We start from the raw sequence: 16,499 nt of genomic DNA, 5'->3' as shown, positions 1-16,499 counted from the left end.
CCAATCCGCCGCGAGGCATCTTGGTGCGGGCGCCAATGCGCTCCGATCGCCGGGCGGGGATTCTCACAGAGTGGATCAGCGGATGCGGGTGCGGATGGCGCCGATCGAGCTGCCGGTGGACGTCGACACCCCGGCACTGGTGGTGGACCGCGAGCGGATGACGGCCAACGTCGAACGGATGGCAACGCTCGCCCGGAACGCCGGGGTGGCGCTGCGGCCGCACGCCAAGACGCACAAGTCCCCGCCGATCGGCTGCCAACAGGTGGCGCACGGCGCCGCCGGACTCACCGTGGCGACGCTTGCCGAGGCGGAGGCGTTCGCCGCCGGCGGCTGCGACGACCTGTTCATCGCCTATCCGATGTGGGCGGGGCACGGCCGCGCAGCCCGGGTCCGCGCGCTGCACGAGCGGATCCGGCTCGCGATCGGGGTGGACAGCACGGCCGGTGCCGACGCGTTGGCCCGGGCGGTACGGGGTGCCCCGGACCCGCTGGACGTGCTGGTCGAACTGGACTGTGGGGGGCGGCGGACCGGTATCGACGCGGCGGCGGCCGGTGAGCTGGCCGGGTACTGCCTGCGGCTCGGGCTGAACGTGCGGGGCGCGTTCACCCACCCCGGGCACGCCTACGCCCATCCCGCCGCCACCCCGGCCGCCGCGGCCGACGAACGGGATGCGCTGGCCACGGCCGGTGCCGCTCTCACCCGGCTGCTGGGCCGTCCGCCGGTGCTCAGCGGCGGCTCCACGCCGACCACGGTCGACGGGGTCGACGCACCGTTGACCGAGATCCGCCCCGGCACCTACGTCTTCGGCGACCGGCAGCAGACCGTGCTGACCGGGCTGCCGGTGGAGCAGATCGCGCTGGTCGTCGCGGCCCGGGTGGTGAGCGTGCCCCGCCCCGGGGAGGCGGTGCTGGATGCCGGCTCGAAGGCGCTCTCCGGTGATCGTCCGGAGTGGCTGTCCGGGTACGGTCTGCTGCCGCAGGCGCCCGGGGCGACGATCGACGCGATCACCGAGGAGCACGCCGTGGTACGCGGGCTGGAGCGGCCGGTCGCGGTCGGCGACCTGGTCGGGGTGGTGCCGAACCACGTCTGCTCGGCGGTCAACCTGGGCCGGGAGATCCTCGTGGTCTCCGCCGGCGTGCTCGTCGACACCTGGCCGATCGCCTCCCGCACCGCCCGCTGAGCCGTGGCGCAGCCACCCGCCGAGCCGTGGCGCCACCCAAACCCGCCGAGCCGTGGCGCCAGCCACCCGCCGAGGCGCCACCCCGCCGCTTGCGGCTACTCGACCTGGCAGGCGGGCGCTACGTCGGCCTCGCTGCCGGGCCGCTAGGTCGGCCTGACCGGCGGGTGCCGGTGGCCGTGCCCGGTCAGTCGCTCGCCGATCGTCGGCACCGCGGCCATCAGCGCCCTGGTGTACTCCTCGCGCGGCGCGGTGACCACCTCGTCGACCGGGCCGGCCTCGATCAGCCTGCCGTCGCGCAGCACCGCCACCAGGTCGCAGACATACCGGACCACGGCCAGGTTGTGCGAGATGAACAGCACCGAGAGCCCGAGCCGGGCGCGCAGGTCGCGGACCAGGTTGAGTACCGTGCCCTGCACGGAGACGTCCAGCGCCGAGGTGATCTCGTCGGCGATCAGCAGCTCCGGTCGGGCGCCCAGGGCGCGCGCGATCGCCACTCGCTGGCGCTGCCCGCCGGAGAGCTGCGCGGGATAGCGGCCGGCGACCGCCGGGGGGAGGCTGACCAGCTCGAGCAGCCGCGCCACCTCGGTGGCCCGCTCGGCACGTGGCAGCCGCAGCCCTTCGGCCACGCTCGCGCCGACCGTCATTCGCGGGTTCAGCGAGCCGTACGGGTTCTGGAACACCATCTGCCGCCGCTGTGGCGGTGGCCCGATGATCGTGCCGGCGGTCACCGGGGCCAGCCCGACCAGCGCCCGGGCGATCGTCGACTTGCCGGAACCGGACTCGCCGACCAGGCCGACGATGCTGCCGGGCGGGATCTCCAGACTCACCCGGTCCACGGCGGTGAACGGGCCGTACCGCACCGTCAGGTCGGTGATCCTCACGCGTCGGCTCCTTCCCGGACCGGTCCCGACACCGGGTTCCAGCAGGCCAGTCGTCGCCCTCCGGGGCCCGGGGTCAGCACCGGCCGCTGCTGCCGGCACCGGTCGGTGGCGTAATCGCAGCGCGGCGCGAAGGCGCAGCCGGTGTCCGGCTCGGTCGGCGCCGGCGGGCGGCCCGGGACGGTGGCCAGCGGCTGGTCCCGGTCGGTACGCATGTCCGGCAGGCAGGCCACCAGCGCTCGGGTGTACGGGTGGGCGGCCTCGCTCACCAGGTCCGCCACCGGCAGTTCCTCCACCACCCGGCCGGCGTACATCACCACCACCCGGTGGCAGATCTGCGAGATCACCGCCATGTCGTGCGAGATGAAGAGCGCACCGGCGCCGGTACGGTCGATGACCTCGGTGAGCAGTTCCAGGATCTGCCGCTGCACGGTGACGTCCAGCGCGGTGGTCGGCTCGTCGGCGATCAGCAGTCGGGGCGTACCCATCAGGCCCATCGCGATGGTCGCCCGCTGGCGCATGCCCCCCGAGAACTCGTGCGGGCGCTGCCGGGCCCGCCGGCCCGGTTCACCGATGCCGACCTGGCCGAGCCGGTCCACGGCCCGCCGCCAGGCCGGCCGCCGGGACAGCCGCTCGTGCACGATCGGCACCTCGGCCAGTTGCGAGCCGACCCGCAGCGCCGGGTTCAGCGCGGCCATCGGATCCTGGAAGACCATCGCCAGCGAGGTACCGAGCAGCCGGCGCCGGGCGGCCGGGGCGAGCCGGGTCAGGTCGCTGCCGTCCAGGGTCAGCCGGGCGGTGCGGACGGTACCGGGGTACGGCACCAGACCGCCGACGGCCATGGCGGTCAGGCTCTTGCCGCTGCCGGATTCCCCGACGATGCCGACGATCTCGCGGGAGTTCACCGTCAGGGAGACGCCGCGCACGCAGGCGGCGCCGCCGGGAAAGGTCACCCACAGGTCGCGCAGGTCCAGCACGTCGCCCGGACCGTCCGGCACCGGGTCGGCGGCGGCCGGTGTCGGGGAGGCCGGCGATGAGACGTCCGGCCCGGCCGGGGACGCCGACGAGGTGTCGGGTGCGCCGGGCGGGGCCTGCCGGGCCGCGATCCGGGCCAGGCTCTCGCCGAACAGGTGGAAGCCAAGACCGGCGACCATGATGGCCGCCGCCGGGCCGACCGCCACCTCCGGGTGCACGTACACCCGCTCCAGGCCCTCGTTCAGCAGTCGGCCCCAGTCGTAGTCGGGTGCCTGCACGCCGAGCCCGAGGAAGGAGAGCCCGGCCAGGCCGAGCAGCGCCGAGCCGAGGAACATGGCGATGTTCAGGATGATCGGCTCGGCCACGTTCGGCAGGATGTGCCGGGCCATGATCCACCGACGCGGCACCCGCAGTAGCCGGGCCGCGGCGACGTAGTCGGAGCCGGCGACCGAGGCGGTCAGCGTGTACGTCAGCCGGGCCAGTGCCGGAGCCGTCGCCAGCCCGATGCCGAAGACCGCGCCCCGGGCCCCCAACCCGAGCACGATCGTGGTGAACATCGCCAGCAGCAGGCCGGGGAACGCCACCAGCGAGTTGACCAGGCCGACCACGAACCGGCCGGCCCGGCGGGGCAGCACGGCGGGCAGCACGCCCAGCGGCACCCCGATGACCACCCCGATCAGCACGGCGAGCGCGGCCAGCACCAGGGAGAGCCGGCTGGCCACCAGCACCCGGGCCAGCACGTCCCGGCCGAGGCTGTCGGTGCCGAGCGGGTGCGCGTCGCCGCGGCCCTGGAGGATCTCCCCGGCGTTGATCCGGGCCGCCTCGTCGTCCCACAACGGCGGGCCGATCACCGCCAGCACCACACAGGCCAGCACCAGCAACAGGCCGGTCAGCCCGGCGGGTGAGCGCAGCAGCCGGCCCATCAGCCGTTCCTGATCTCAGAGCGCGGGTCGAGGACGGCCAGCGCCAGGTCCACCACCAGATTGACGACGAGCACGATCGCTCCGTAGACGAGGATCGCCGCCTGGGCGACCGGGTAGTCCTTGTCCGTGATCGACTCGACGATCCGTGAGCCGAGGCCGGGCCAGGCGAAGACGTACTCGACGATCACCGTGCCGGTGACCAGCGAGCTGAGCAGCAGGCCGCCGACGGTCAGGGTGGCGGTGAGGGTGTTCGGCAGCAGGTGCCGTAGCTGGACCCGCCACGCCGGCAGCCGCTTGGCCCGAGCCATCCGTACGTAGTCGGTGCCGAGCTCGCGCAGCGCCTCCACCCGGACCAGCCGGGCCAGCACCGCCGCCGGCCCGACCGCCAGCGCGATGATCGGCAGCAGATACGACTCCGGCCCGCCCTTGCCGGCCGGCGGCAGCCAGGCCAGGTTCACCGCGAAGACCACCACCAGGCCGACCGCGAGCAGGAAGTCCGGGATCGTGGCGAGCACGCCGGTCACCGAGGTGAAGACCAGTTCACTGGCGCGGTTGCGGCCGTTCTCGGTACGCGTCGCGAGCAGCATGCCGATCGGGATCGCGATCAGCATCGCGACCAGGGTGGCCAGGGCGGCCAGTTCGAGGGTGCTCAGCAGGCGCGCCCCGATGATCTCCGCCACCGGCTGCCGGGACACGAAGGACGTGCCCAGGTCGCCGGTGAAGACGTCCCGCAGGTAGCGCCCGAACTGGACCGCGATCGGATCGTCCAGGCCAAGTTCGGAGCGCCGCTGCTGGACCAGTTCGGCCGGTGCGGTCGGGCCGAGCGCGGCCCGGACCGGGTCGCCCGGGATGAGGTGGATCATGGCGAACGACGCCACCAGCAGGAGCACCATCGATGCCGCGAACCGCATCACCCGGGCGAGCACCTTCATCAGGTCAGTCCTTCAACATCCGGATCGACGTCGGCTGGGCCAGCCCGCCCGGAACGAAGATCTCGGCGTTCTTCATCGCCAGGACCTGGGTCTTGTCGATGAACGGCACCACATCGACGTTGTCGAAGAGCGCCGACTCGGCCTCCGCCCAGACCTTGCAGCCGCCCTCCAGGTCCGGCACCGCCGACGCCTTGGCCACCAGCTCGGTGTACCGGGTGTTCTGGATGTTGGCGAAGTTCGAGCCGTCCGGTACGGCCTTGCCGGACAGGTATCCGGTCAGCTGCGACGGCAGGCTCACCCCGATGCCGACCGCCGCGACGTCCCAGTCACCGGTCTTGAACAGCGCGTCGCTCCACGCGCCGCTGGCCTGGCCCTTCAGCTCGACCGCAACGCCGATCTTCCGCCAGGCGTCGGCCTGGTACTCCGCCCCGGCCTGCTCACCGGCACCGAAGTCGGTGTTGTAGAGAATCGTGACCGCCAGCTTCTTGCCGTCCTTGACCCGTACGCCGTCCGGACCGGCCCGCCAGCCCGCCGCGTCCAGCGCGGCCTTGGCCGCCTCCACGTCGTGCGCGAGCACATGGCCGGTGACGCTGTCGACCCGGCACGGGCGCGGCGACAGGGTGGTCATCCCGGTCATCTTCACCCCGGTGCCCTGGGTGCTCACCTTGCCCAGCTCGTCCAGGTTCAGCGCCATGGTCAGCGCTCGGCGTACCGCCGGGTCGGCGCCGGGACGGGCCGGGTCCTGGTTGTAGAAGAACTCGCCGGGCCCGGCGGGGAGCACGTCGTGGGTGATCCCGCGCGCCGCCGTCACCCGGGTCCGGTCCGCGCCCGTGAAGTGCGCGGCGTTGAGCTCGCCGGCAAGCAGCAGGTTCGCCGCCGTCGACTCGCTGCTGACCACCTTGAGCACGACCGTCTCGGGCATGCCCTTGGCGTCGCTGCTGGCACCGCCCGGTCCCCAGGTGTAGCCCTGGCGCTTCTTCAGCGTGTAGTGGTCGTTCGCCACCGACTCGACCAGCTCGTACGGCCCCGAACCGGAGGTGGTCTTGGCCAGCGTCGACGGGTCGGCCAGTCCCTTGCCGCAGGTGATGAAGATGGCCACCGTGCTGTGCAGCAGGAACTGGTTCGGCTCCGGCGTCCGCATCGTCACCGTGCCGGCCGCCTCGTCCGCCTCTGCCTTGACCCCGGTCGGGATCAGCACCCCGAGCAGCGGGGACTTGGTCTTCGGGTCGGCCACCCGATTGATGCTGTTGGCCACCTCCGCCGGGCCGACCGGGGAACCGTCGGAGCAGGTCACGTTCTTGCGCAGGGTGAAGTGCACGGCCGACGCCTCGACCGTCCACTTCTCGGCCAGCCCGCCGACCAGGCCACCGTCCCGGTCGATGTATGTCAGCGTGTCGTACGCGAAGGAGAGCAGCAGGTTCGTGCTGCCCTGCACCGCCGTGGCCGGGTCGAGTGCCCCCGGGTCGCTCTCGAAGCCCATCGTGAAGGTGCCGCCGTCGGCGTACCTGTCGTCGCCGGTGGCCTGATTCGACGCCCCGGAGCACGCGGTCAGGGCCAGCACACCGGAGCTGAGGACGGCTATGAATGCGGATCTTCTCATGTCACTCCCATACCGGCAGGACCTCGAATCGGTTCCGGACAGCATGTTCTGCCTCGTCCCGGGTGTCTTTGGCGTGGCGGCACCAACCCGCAGCGGAGGCATTGTGAGCTTCGCCAAGGGCGCTCAGTCGAAATCGGCCAGGCGTAGCTGCAGATGCAACAGCAGGCGCTCGTCGGCGCTGTCCGGCCGCAGGCCGAACAGGGTGCCCGCCCGGGTCATCCGGTATCGGAACGTGTTCGCGTGCACATGCAGCCGGTCCGCGGCAGCGGCCACGTCCCCGCCCGCCTCGAACCAGGCCCGCAGCGTCGGGACGTACGCGGTGCCGTGCTCGCGATCGTAGCTCGCGATCTTGCAGGCCACCCCGGAGCGCATCGCCGGGACCTCGCGTACCGCCTCGGCCACCTCGGCGAGCAGGAGCGCGTCCCGCTCGTCCTCGACGTAGGCGATATCGCCGGCCGCCGCTCCGGAGCGGGCCCGCAACGCCAGCAGCCGGTCGACCTGCTGACGGGCCTGGGGCAGCGCCGCGACCTCGTCCAGCGCCGGGCCGACCGCGAGCAGCCCACCGGCCGGAGCGATCCGGGCGATCATGGCCCAGAGCTGCGCGCCGAGCCGGGCTCGGGTGGCGGCCGGCAGCAGCGCGTAGACCCGGCCGTCGATCGCGGCGGCCAGCCCGAGCCCTTGGAACCGCTGGGCATGCAGGCTGAAAACGTCGGAGAGCCGGGTGTCGAGCAGTTCCCGGTCGTCGCCGGCCCGCTCGGCGCGGGCGAACGCGACCAGCACGGTCGCCCCGGGCAGCGCGTACCCGGGAACGGTGCCGCCGGGGACACCGCCGAGCAACTGGCGCAGGATCTGCCCCCGTGCCTCTCGCCCGCGCGAGGCGAAATGGTCCTGGTGGGCCAGGCAGATCGCCACCACCCCGACCGCCCGTCGCAGGATCTCGTCGGCGTCGGGGCTGAGTGACTCCCGGGCGCCGACCACCCAGATCGAGCCCAGCGGCTCGGCGCCGGACCGGATGGCGACCGCCGTCCGGGACGTGCTCTCCGTACCGCCGGTGAACTCCAGCACCCCGGTCTCGCGCCACAGCCGGGCGTACCACTGCTCCCGCTCGACGTGGTCGGGCACGGTGCGGTCGAGGATGCCCTGCCGGCGCACGTCGTCGATCGACTGGCCGGGGATGGTGCTGAACGCCACCACCCGCCGGTTGGCGTCCTCGATGCTGACCGCGCCGCCGAGCGCGGTGGCCAGCGCGTCGGCGAGCTGGAAGGCGTCGTGCACGGCGAGCTGGCCGAGCGAGTCCCGCAGGGCCCAGCGCACCCGGTCGTACAGGTCGCTCCACCGGGCCGCGTCGGGCGCGCTGAACACCGCGGTCGTCGGCGGCACCCGTTCCAGCGCCGCGGCGATCTGACCCGCGCGGACCACCACGGCGATGCTGGCCGGCGGCGGCATCCCGTCGGGCGCCGCGCAGAGCGCCAGCAGGTCCGGCTCCGGCACCGGGTCGCCGGGCGCGTGGATCACCACGCCCCGCACCACCGGCGCCGGCTCCGGCAGGCGCACCGGGTGCAGCGCCGCACCCCCGAGCGCCGCGATCAGCTCATCCACCGGGATCCCCCGGAAGGATTCGATCATGCTACTCATGATAGATCCGCGCTGGTCAGACCGTCGATCAGGTGTACGAGAGTACGCACTGCGGCGCCCGTTCCACCGGTCGGTGTGTAGCCGTACGGCTCCCCGTCGTGGTACGCAGGGCCGGCAATGTCCAGGTGTGCCCAGGGCAGGTCGAACGGGACGAATTCGCGCAGGAACATGCCTGCCACCAGCATCCCGCCCGCCCCCGGGTCCCGGTTCGCCAGGTCGGCGATGGTCGAGTCCAGCCGGGGGCGCAGGTGCTCCGGCAGCGGCATCGCCCAGGCCGGCTCGCCCGCCCGCCGCGCGGCCGCCAGTACCGCCGCACGCAGCCGGTCGTCGTTGCCCATCACCCCGATGATCCGGTGCCCGAGTGCGATGATCTGGGCGCTGGTCAGCGTGGCGACGTCGACCAGCGCGTGCGGGCGTTCCTCGGCGGCCCGGGCGAGCGCGTCGGCCAGGATGAGCCGTCCCTCGTTGTCGGTGTCCACCACCTCGACCCGGCGGCCGTTGCGCATGGTCAGCACGTCCGAGGGGCGGATCGCCCCGCCGCCCGGCAGGTTCTCGGCCAGCGGCAGCCAGGCATCGACGCCGATCGGCAGCCGCAGCGCGGCGACGGCCCGCACCGCGGCCAGCACCGCGGCGGCCCCGGCCATGTCCATCTTCATCTGCGCCATTCCGGCCGGACGCTTGAGCGAGAGTCCGCCCGAGTCGAACGTGACGCCCTTGCCGACCAGCGCCACCCGACGCGTGCCAGCGCCGCGGTAGCGCAACCTGACGAGTCGCGGCGGATGGTGGGCACCCTGCCCTACCCCGGCTATACCGCCGAAGCCACCGGCCCGGAGCGCTGCCTCGTCGAGGACGTCGGCGTGCAGGTCGGCGTCGACGGAGCCGGCGGTGTCCGCGGCGAGCGCGGCGAAGTCGGCCGGATGCAGGTCCGACGGTGGCGTGTTCACCAGGTCGCGAGCCAGCGACACCGCCGAGGCGACGATCCTGGCCCGGTGTACGGCGTCCCGCACCGCCGGGCCGGTGTCCCGGGCGAGCAGCATGACCTCACCGACCGGTGGCGCGGCTCCGGCCGGTGACACCGTGCGGTACCGGGTGAACGCGTACCCGCCGAGCAGCGCGCCCTCGGCGGCCGCGCCGACCGAGGCGGCGTCGGGCAGCGGCAGCGCCAGCGCCACCGAGGCGGTACCGGCCAGCGCCCGCACCGCCGCACCGGCCGCCTGGCGCAGCGTCTCGTGGTCGTGGCGGGGAGTCGACGGTGGCTCGCCGGCTCGCCCGGCTACCGGCGCCGACGGTCGGCCCAGCCCGACGGCGACAATCACCGGTCCCGGGCCGGGACCGAGCACGCCGAGCACGGTGACCTCGCCAGCCCGGCCGGTGGCACCGCGCCGCCGCAGCGCCCGCCGTACCACGTCGGTGTCCGGATCGGTGCCGACCGGCTCCGCTCCCCGCGGGCCGGACACCACCGCGACGACCACCGCCTCGCACCGCGCGCCGACGTCCCGGTCCGGGGTTACCTGGAGAACGGTCACGGCGCCGACGGTAACCGGCGCGATGGACGGTGACGGCGTCACCTGGAACGAAGCACGGGGGCCGACTTCGTGGGTCGGCACAATGCGCCGCCGGCCGCGCTCGCCGAGACTTGGTCACCATGGCAGCGATGCATCCCGATGCCGGGCCCACGCCGAACCCGGCGTTCCGGCCCGGCCGGGTGCCGCCACCCGGCGGGGCCGAGGTGTACCACTTCCACCGCGGCCTGCCCGGGTATGCCGCCACGCCGGTGCGCTCCCTGCCGGCCGTCGCCGCCGAACTCGGGCTGGGCGAGGTCGCGCTGAAGGACGAGTCGGACCGGTTCGGACTGCCGGCTTTCAAGATCCTCGGGACGTCCTGGGCGGTGGAGCGGGTGCTGCGGCGGCGCCCCGACACGCACACGCTGGTCGCCGCCAGTGCCGGCAACCACGGCCGGGCGGTGGCCCGGTGCGCTGCCGATCGCGGCCTGTCCTGCCGGATCTACCTACCGGCCGGGGCCAGCGCCGAACGTGCCGCCGCGATCGTCGCGGAGGGGGCGCGGGTGGTTCAGGGCGGGACCTATGACGGGGCCGCCGAGACCGCCCACCGGTACGCGGACAGAGCCGGTCACGCCCTGGTCGCCGACTTCGCGCCGAGTGGCGAGCCCGACTCGCCGGCCTGGGTCGTCGACGGCTACAGCACCCTGTTCCGGGAACTCGCCGAGCAACTCGACGACCCACCCGATCTCCTGGTGGTGCCGATCGGCGTCGGTGCGCTGGCCGCCGCCGCCGTCCGGTGGGCGGTGCACGAGAGCCGGCCGACCCGGGTGGTCGGAGTCGAGCCGGCCACCGCCGCCTGCCTCACCTGCTCGCTGCGGGTGGGCAGACCGGTCACCGTGCCGACCCCGGGCACCACCATGAGCGGCCTGGACTGCGCGACCCCCTCGCCGGTGGCCTGGCCGACGCTGCGCGACGGTCTGGCCGGCACACTCACCGTCACCGACGCCGAGGTGACCGTGGCGATGAGCGACCTGGCCGGCTGGGGAATGCGCATCGGCGACTGCGGTGCGGCGACGCTTGCCGGGCTACGCCGGCTCGTCTCCGACCCCGACTGCGCGCGGCTGCGCACGGCGCTCGATGTCGACGTGCGGACCCGGGTGGTGTGCCTGGGCACGGAGGGGCCGACCGATCCGGTGGCGTACCGGCGACTGATCGGGACGGCTGTCACCTCGTCGTCCGGGGGTTGAGTCCGGTGCTCTGCTGGCACGGCGAAGGGTTCAGTACCGCGCCCTGGGCCGCCCGGAGGCACGGCCACGACGCGACGGCCCGACCCCGCCCGCCGAGCCGACCCGGCCGCCCTCCCGGTCCGGTCCGCCGGAGTCGACCGCCGGCCCCGGCTGGCCGGCCCAGCCCTCGCCGGGCGACGCCGCGAGGTGGTCGACCGCCCGCCGCCGGTCCGGGAAGGTCGGGAAGAGCCCGTCCAGGCGCATGGTGTGCAGGACGGTGACGATGTACCGCGACGGCGCGGCCAGGCAGAGCACCCCGCCCCGCCGCTTGATGTGCCGGTGTGCCCGCACCAGGCCGCCCAGCCCGGCGGAGTCGAGCATCTCCACGTCACTGAGGTCCAGCACGACGGCGCGGCGTACCGCACCGGCCGCCATCAGCGCCTGGCGGAGCATCTCGGCGCCGAACAGGTCGATGTCCCCGCCGAACCACACCACGGCGGCGGCCGGCTCGTACTCCACCCGTGGGCCCCGCACGGCACGCGGGGTCGCCGGTGGACCGGCGATCTCCGGACGGGCCACGAGCCGGCTGGTGGCGCAGGCGGGACAGCGGTGTGGTCCGGCGGCGAACGGCGAGCCCGTCCAGCCGTGTTCGGCGGTGAGTCGCCAGACCTCCTCGCCGACTCGGATCCGTTGGTCGGCGCTGACGGTGACGGCGCCACAGTGGTCACAGATCAGGTTGACGGTGTTGCTGTCCACATCGGGTACGACGGTCATCTCGGGCCTCCTGGCCACGGACGCGCAACCCCCGGTGCGTGACAGGACCGGCTCGAACCGACGCCGGCCCTGCCACGCACTCTTCCGGGGGAGGAGGAAGGTCATTTCGTGACGGCGAGCGGCCGACTATCCCACCGGCCGGGAGGCGTCGGCCTCGTCCGCCGGGCCCGGGATCTGGACCGCGGTCCGGCGCTCGACCGCGACCGGATCGACCGCCAGCACCTTGTCCACCCGGGCGATCTCCAACAGCCGCCGCAGCCGCGCCGAGGGCGCGCGCAGGGCGAGTCTTCCGCCGATCCGCCGGCTGCGGCGGTGCAGGTCGAGCAGGAGGGCGATCCCGGCGGCGTCGGCGTAGTGGCACTGCGCCACGTCCACCACGATGTCGGTCGAGCCGCGTCGCAGGGCGGCCTCGACAGCCGCGTCGAGTCCCGGCACCGAGGCCCGGTCCAGCCGGCCGGTGACGGCCACCTCGACCCGGACGGCGGCGGTGGCCCGAGCCGAAACTGGCGTGGTCACCTGGTGGTCGTCCTCGTTCATCCGACACCTCCTCGGGACCGCACGATCGGCATGCCCAGCATGGTTCTGAGTTGTCTCGGTATCTCCGCAGCCATATGACAGTTTCATGACGTCGTGGCCGCTGGCATGTCACGCACGATTTCCCCGACGCCACCGGCAGCGCGCATCATGACTGGATGACAGGTGTGCTCGTGATCGACGACGACGACCGGATCAGGCTGTCACTGACCCTCGCGTTACAGGACGAGGGCTATACCGTCCGAGCCGCGGCGACAGCCGAGGAGGGCATCGCCGAGCAGCGGCGACGCCCCGCCGAGACGGTCCTGGTCGACCTGATGCTGCCCGGCATCGACGGATACGAGTGCATCCGCGAACTGCGGCGCAACGACGGGGTACCGATCGTCGTGGTCAGCGCCCGGGACGACACCCACGACATCGTCGCCGCGCTGGAGGCCGGTGCCGACGACTACCTGGTCAAGCCGGTGGCGGTCAAGGAACTGACGGCACGGCTGCGTGCCCTGCGGCGCCGGTCCCGCACCGCGCTCACCCCGGTGCCGGGGCTGAGCTTCGGCGACCTGGAGGTGGTACCCGAGGCCGGCGAGGTACGGCTCGGCGGCAACCCGGTCGCGGTGACCCGGACCGAGTTCCGGCTGCTCTGCGAGTTGGCCTACCACGCCGGACGGGTACTCAGCCGCCAGCAACTCCTGGAGCGTGTCTGGGACTACACCGTGGGTGACGAGCGCCTGGTCGACGTCCACGTGGGCCGGCTGCGGCAGAAGATCGAGGAGGATCCGGCCGCGCCCCGGCATCTCGTCACCGTCCGCGGCCTGGGCTACCGGCTGCAGCGATGAGGCGGGCCGGCCTGCGCGCCCGGGTGACCGCGGGCTTCACCGTCGGCGCGTTGATCCTGTCGGCCATGATGGCCCTGGTGTCGTACCAGCTCACCCGGAACGCGCTGCTCGACGAACGGGAACGTACGGCCGTGCGGGCCGCCTACCTGGAGGCGACGGTCGTACGGGCCCGACTGCGTACGGAACGGCCGGACATCGTCGAGATCCTGCGGTCGCTGGACACCGGCCAGACCCGCCGTGCCGTGTTGTGGCGGGACGGCCTCTGGTACGCACGCAATGCCGACGCCGGCACCACCGAGGCGATCCCGGAGCTGCTCCAGCGGGCCGCACGCGCCGGTCGTCCGGCGATCCAGCGGGTGCGGACCCAGGGACAGCCCGCCCTGGTGATCGGCGTGCCACTGGCCGGAACGACCGTCTTCTACCACGTCGACTACCTGGACGAACTGGAACACACCCTCCAGGTGCTCGGCCTCGTACTGACCCTGGTGGCGATGGTCACGGCCGCCGCCGGTGCCGGGATCGGCTGGTACAGCACCCGGTACACCATGCGGCCGCTCACCCTGGTCACCAGCGCCGCGCAGGAGATCGCCAAGGGGGACCTCGGCGCGCGGCTCGACCCGGCCACCGAGCCGGACCTCGCGCAGCTGACCACCTCCTTCAACGAGATGGTCAACCAGCTCGCCCGGCGGATCGAGCGGGATCGCAGGTTCGCCGCCGACGTCAGTCACGAACTGCGTTCCCCGCTGCAGACCCTCGCGGCGGCGGCGAGCGTACTCGGGCGGCGGCGGAACCATCTCGACGACCCAAGCGCCACCGCCGCCGGCCTCGTCGCCGACGAGGTGACCCGGTTCCAGCGGCTCGTCAACGACCTGCTGGAGCTGGCCCGCACCGACCGGCCGGCCGATCGCGGCCCGGTCGACGTGGTCAACCTCGCCCGCCAGGTGTGCCGGTCCCGGCGGTTGCCGGAGACACTGCTCGAACAGGGCGATCTCGACGACCGGGTGTGGGTGGTCGACCGGCGGCGGCTGGAGCAGGTGCTGGTCAACCTGATCGACAACGCGGGCCGGCACGGCGGCGGTGCCTGCGCGGTCCGGCTGGGCCAGTCCGCCGGCCTCTACTACGTCGAGGTCGACGACGAGGGACCCGGTGTCGCCCCGGACGACAAGCAGGTGATCTTCGACCGGTTCGTCCGTGGCCGGACCGCCAGCACCCGTGGCGACAGCGAGGGCACCGGGCTCGGGCTCGCCATCGTGGCGCAACACACGGCCGCGCACGGCGGGCGGGTCGCCGTACTCGACCGGCCGGGCGGCGGTGCCCGCTTCCGGGTCGAACTTCCGGTGGAACCGCGATGAGACACCGGCGCCGCGTCCCGCCGCTGCTGGTCCTGCTCGCCCTGCTGGCCGGCTGCCAGGTGCCGACCGAGGAGACACCTCGGTCGATCGAGTCGCCGCCCGGCACCGTCGGGACCGTGACCCGGCCCCCGCCGTCTCCCGGTCCCTCCGGACTGGCGGTCGAGCGGGTGTACTACGTCCGCGACGGCAAGCTCGTGCCGGTCGTCCGCCGGCTGCCGGCCCCGCTGCCGGCCACCGCGCACCTGGACCTGCTCCTCGCCGGCCCGACCGACGACGAGCAGCACTCCGGGCTGACCAGCTCGGTCACCGGCCCGGACACGATCCTCGGGGTGCGGGTCGCGGGCGGCGAGGCGACGGTCGAGGTCGGCGCCGGACTCGCCGGCACCGGCCGCAACGACCAGATCCTGGCCTTCGGCCAGATCGTCCGGACACTGACCGCACGCCCCGACGTCGACCGGGTCACCTTCGAACAGGACGGGGAGCACCTGGGCATTCCCCGCGCCGACGGTGCGCTGTCCCGGGCACCGCTGACCGCCGAGGACTATTCGGACCTGACCGCGCCGGACTGACCGGCGCGCCGGCGGGCGACCAGCACGGCGTCGGAGACCTCACCCGGGTGTCCCTCCGGATCCGCCGCCGGCCGGGACCGGGCATCGACGGTCAGCACCGTCCAGGTGCTCGGGTCGAGCCCGGACGCGATCTCCTCGGCGGTGTACATCATCTCCGGGAAGTGCATCCGGTGTGCCGAGGTCCGCAGGTCGGACGGGTGGTGCCCGACGATCAGCAGGGTGCCGCCCGGGGCCACCGCGGCGGCGAGCCGGGCGAACAGCTCCCGTCGCGCCTCGCCGGGCAGGTGCATGTACTGCGCGGAGACCAGGTCGTACCGCCCCTCGGCGGGCGGCTGCTCGCGCAGGTCCGCGTGCAGCCACTCGATCCGGCCGGCGACCTCGGCACCGGCCGCGCTGGCGTGCGCGGCGGCCCGGCCGAGTGCCGTGGTCGAGATGTCCACCCCGGTCACCCGCCAGCCCCGCTCGGCGAGCCAGATGGCGTCGGCGCCCTCTCCGCTGCCGACGTCGAGGGCCCGGCCCGGGGCCAGGTCGGCCGCCTCGGCCACGAGCTGCGGGTTGGGACGTCCGCTCCAGATCGCCGGTCGGGCGCGGTAGCGCTCCTCCCAGGCGTCCCGCTCGAACATCGTGCGCACCTGGTGCCGGTAGGACTCGACGGCGTCGCGGGTCTCCTCCGCGACCAGGTCGGCGTTGATGGCCGCCCCGGCGAGCAGGCCGGACGCGGCGGCCGAGATGACCTGGGCCCGTACGTCCGCCACGTTGCCGGCGACCCAGACCCCGGGTACCGCCAGCCCGCTCGGGTCGGCCGGGATCTGGCTGCCGACGACGTGCCCGCCCATCTCCACGTCGACCGGCTTGACCCCGAGCGACTCGAGTACGCCGGCCCGGGCGGTGAACCGGGGTGCGACCACGACGGCGTCCAGCGCGACGACCTCGCCGGAGGCCAGGCGTACCCCGGTGAGCGTGTCGTCGGCGATCTCCAGCCCGGTGACCCGGCCGGGTACCACGGGGATGGCCCGGGCGGCGAGCTGTTCGGCGTCGGACGGCTCCAGCGGCGGGCCGTCCTGCGTCAGCAGCATCACCTGTGGACTCCACTGCCGCCACAGGTTCACCTGGTGCATCGCCACGGCGGTCGGCCCGCTGACGAGTACGCCGATCCGGCGGTCGCGCACCTCCCAGCCGTGGCAGTACGGGCAGTGCAGTACGTCGCGGCCCCACCGCTGGGCCAGGCCGGGCAGCTCGGGCAGTTCGTCGACCAGTCCGGTCGTGACCAGCAGCCGGCGGGCCCGCAGTTCGGCTCCACCGTCCAGGCTCAGCCGGAAACCGTCACCGTCCCGGGCGACCGTCTCGACCCGGCCGGCGTGGATCTCGCCGCCGTACCGGGTCACCTCGGCGCGCCCGTCAGCGATCAGCTCCGCCGGCGGCGTGCTCTCCCGGCCCAGGTAGTTGTGCACCCGGTCGGCCGGCGCGTTGCGGGGCGTTCCGTCGTCCACCACCAGCACCGACCGCCGGGCCCGGGCCAGCGCCAGGGCTCCGGCCAGTCCGGCGGCACCGCCACCGATCACCACCACGTCATAGGTCTGCTCCAC

The 16,499-nt window shown here is 73.7% G+C and carries 14 protein-coding genes; 5 read left to right on the top strand and 9 right to left on the bottom strand.

The features are described from left to right. Nucleotides 1-70: 70 nt before the first annotated feature. Nucleotides 71-1,180, top strand: a complete 1,110-nt coding sequence (locus tag ABNF97_RS23380; RefSeq protein ID WP_349339807.1) for an alanine racemase — start codon at nucleotides 71-73, stop codon at nucleotides 1,178-1,180. 143 nt (nucleotides 1,181-1,323) lie between these two features. Here ABNF97_RS23380 and ABNF97_RS23375 read toward each other — a convergent pair whose 3' ends face one another. The 6 genes from ABNF97_RS23375 to ABNF97_RS23350 form a co-directional block, all read right to left on the bottom strand. Next, complete coding sequence (locus ABNF97_RS23375) at nucleotides 1,324-2,061, bottom strand: ABC transporter ATP-binding protein (protein ID WP_349339806.1); 738 nt, start codon at nucleotides 2,059-2,061, stop codon at nucleotides 1,324-1,326. Beyond that, the gene (locus ABNF97_RS23370) at nucleotides 2,058-3,956 is read right to left on the bottom strand and encodes a dipeptide/oligopeptide/nickel ABC transporter permease/ATP-binding protein (RefSeq protein ID WP_349339805.1); all 1,899 of its coding nucleotides are present in this window, start codon (nucleotides 3,954-3,956) and stop codon (nucleotides 2,058-2,060) included. The genes ABNF97_RS23375 and ABNF97_RS23370 overlap by 4 nt, the downstream gene beginning before the upstream one ends. Continuing rightward, nucleotides 3,956-4,888: an ABC transporter permease gene (locus ABNF97_RS23365; protein WP_349339804.1), complete on the bottom strand. Its 933-nt coding sequence runs from the start codon at nucleotides 4,886-4,888 to the stop codon at nucleotides 3,956-3,958. Before ABNF97_RS23365 ends, ABNF97_RS23370 begins: the two co-directional genes overlap by 1 nt. A gap of 4 nt (nucleotides 4,889-4,892) precedes the next feature. Further along, the gene (locus tag ABNF97_RS23360) at nucleotides 4,893-6,488 is read right to left on the bottom strand and encodes an ABC transporter substrate-binding protein (RefSeq protein WP_349339803.1); all 1,596 of its coding nucleotides are present in this window, start codon (nucleotides 6,486-6,488) and stop codon (nucleotides 4,893-4,895) included. Nucleotides 6,489-6,611: 123 nt separating this feature from the next. Then, nucleotides 6,612-8,114 (bottom strand): helix-turn-helix domain-containing protein, encoded by a 1,503-nt coding sequence (locus ABNF97_RS23355; protein WP_130460582.1) that lies wholly within the window; start codon nucleotides 8,112-8,114, stop codon nucleotides 6,612-6,614. 5 nt (nucleotides 8,115-8,119) lie between these two features. Further along, a complete protein-coding gene (locus ABNF97_RS23350; RefSeq protein WP_349339802.1) occupies nucleotides 8,120-9,649 on the bottom strand; it encodes a leucyl aminopeptidase in 1,530 nt (509 codons plus the stop codon). A gap of 128 nt (nucleotides 9,650-9,777) precedes the next feature. Here ABNF97_RS23350 and ABNF97_RS23345 point away from each other — a divergent pair, with 128 nt between their 5' ends. After that, entirely contained in the window at nucleotides 9,778-10,872 is a 1,095-nt protein-coding gene (locus ABNF97_RS23345; protein ID WP_349339801.1) for a pyridoxal-phosphate dependent enzyme, read from the top strand. A 30-nt stretch (nucleotides 10,873-10,902) separates the two neighbouring features. Here ABNF97_RS23345 and ABNF97_RS23340 read toward each other — a convergent pair whose 3' ends face one another. Further along, nucleotides 10,903-11,625: an STAS domain-containing protein gene (locus ABNF97_RS23340; RefSeq protein ID WP_207230381.1), complete on the bottom strand. Its 723-nt coding sequence runs from the start codon at nucleotides 11,623-11,625 to the stop codon at nucleotides 10,903-10,905. A 126-nt stretch (nucleotides 11,626-11,751) separates the two neighbouring features. Then, nucleotides 11,752-12,162 carry an STAS domain-containing protein gene (locus ABNF97_RS23335; protein ID WP_165436582.1) on the bottom strand — a complete coding sequence of 137 codons (411 nt, stop codon included), beginning with the start codon at nucleotides 12,160-12,162 and terminating at the stop codon, nucleotides 11,752-11,754. 155 nt (nucleotides 12,163-12,317) lie between these two features. Between ABNF97_RS23335 and ABNF97_RS23330 the strand changes: the two genes are divergently transcribed. The 3 genes from ABNF97_RS23330 to ABNF97_RS23320 are packed head-to-tail and all read left to right on the top strand — an operon-like array spanning nucleotide 12,318 to nucleotide 14,913. Further along, nucleotides 12,318-12,992, top strand: a complete 675-nt coding sequence (locus ABNF97_RS23330; RefSeq protein ID WP_130460586.1) for a response regulator — start codon at nucleotides 12,318-12,320, stop codon at nucleotides 12,990-12,992. Continuing rightward, the gene (locus ABNF97_RS23325) at nucleotides 12,989-14,344 is read left to right on the top strand and encodes a sensor histidine kinase (protein ID WP_349339800.1); all 1,356 of its coding nucleotides are present in this window, start codon (nucleotides 12,989-12,991) and stop codon (nucleotides 14,342-14,344) included. Before ABNF97_RS23330 ends, ABNF97_RS23325 begins: the two co-directional genes overlap by 4 nt. Continuing rightward, nucleotides 14,341-14,913: a GerMN domain-containing protein gene (locus ABNF97_RS23320; protein ID WP_349339799.1), complete on the top strand. Its 573-nt coding sequence runs from the start codon at nucleotides 14,341-14,343 to the stop codon at nucleotides 14,911-14,913. The genes ABNF97_RS23325 and ABNF97_RS23320 overlap by 4 nt, the downstream gene beginning before the upstream one ends. Here the strand turns inward: ABNF97_RS23320 and ABNF97_RS23315 are convergent. Further along, nucleotides 14,886-16,499 (bottom strand): methyltransferase domain-containing protein, encoded by a 1,614-nt coding sequence (locus tag ABNF97_RS23315; protein WP_349339798.1) that lies wholly within the window; start codon nucleotides 16,497-16,499, stop codon nucleotides 14,886-14,888. The two genes, ABNF97_RS23320 and ABNF97_RS23315, sit on opposite strands and share 28 nt — an antisense overlap.

Source organism: Plantactinospora sp. B6F1, from assembly GCF_040120695.1.
Taxonomy (GTDB): Bacteria; Actinomycetota; Actinomycetes; order Mycobacteriales; family Micromonosporaceae; genus Plantactinospora.
The sequence above is the reverse complement of the archived record's forward strand: the minus strand, read 5'-3'. Positions and strand labels throughout refer to the sequence as shown.